Here is a 335-nt window from a genome sequence, read left to right as displayed (position 1 = left end):
CGAGACCTGTGAGGGCGGCATCCGCTGCACCTCCCTCACCGGTGAGGGCACGGATGACCTGCCGGTGGAAGCACCTGTCAGCATGAACCTGTGGGGCTTCGGCACGAGCTTCCTGGACGAGGCCGACCACCGCTTTGCAGGCTGGCTGCGTGAGAATCTGCCCAAGAACCCCCTCAAATGCGAGTATTTCCTGCCCACTGTGGCCAGCGAGCTCATCGAGGAGGGCAAGGCGGCAGTCACCGTGCTCAAGAGCACCGATAAGTGGTACGGCGTGACCTACCGCGAGGATAAGCCCACCGTGGTGGCCGCCATCGCCCAGAAAACCCAGGAGGGCC

1 pseudogene is annotated in these 335 nt (G+C 64.2%); it reads left to right on the top strand.

What is annotated here, in order from left to right:
• Positions 1-335, top strand: a pseudogene (locus P0G09_RS16395) (nucleotidyltransferase); the annotation flags it as partial.

It is taken from the genome of Faecalibacterium sp. DFI.5.82, from assembly GCF_029076575.1.
Taxonomy (GTDB): domain Bacteria; phylum Bacillota; class Clostridia; order Oscillospirales; family Ruminococcaceae; genus Faecalibacterium; species Faecalibacterium duncaniae.
The sequence above is the reverse complement of the archived record's forward strand: the minus strand, read 5'-3'. Positions and strand labels throughout refer to the sequence as shown.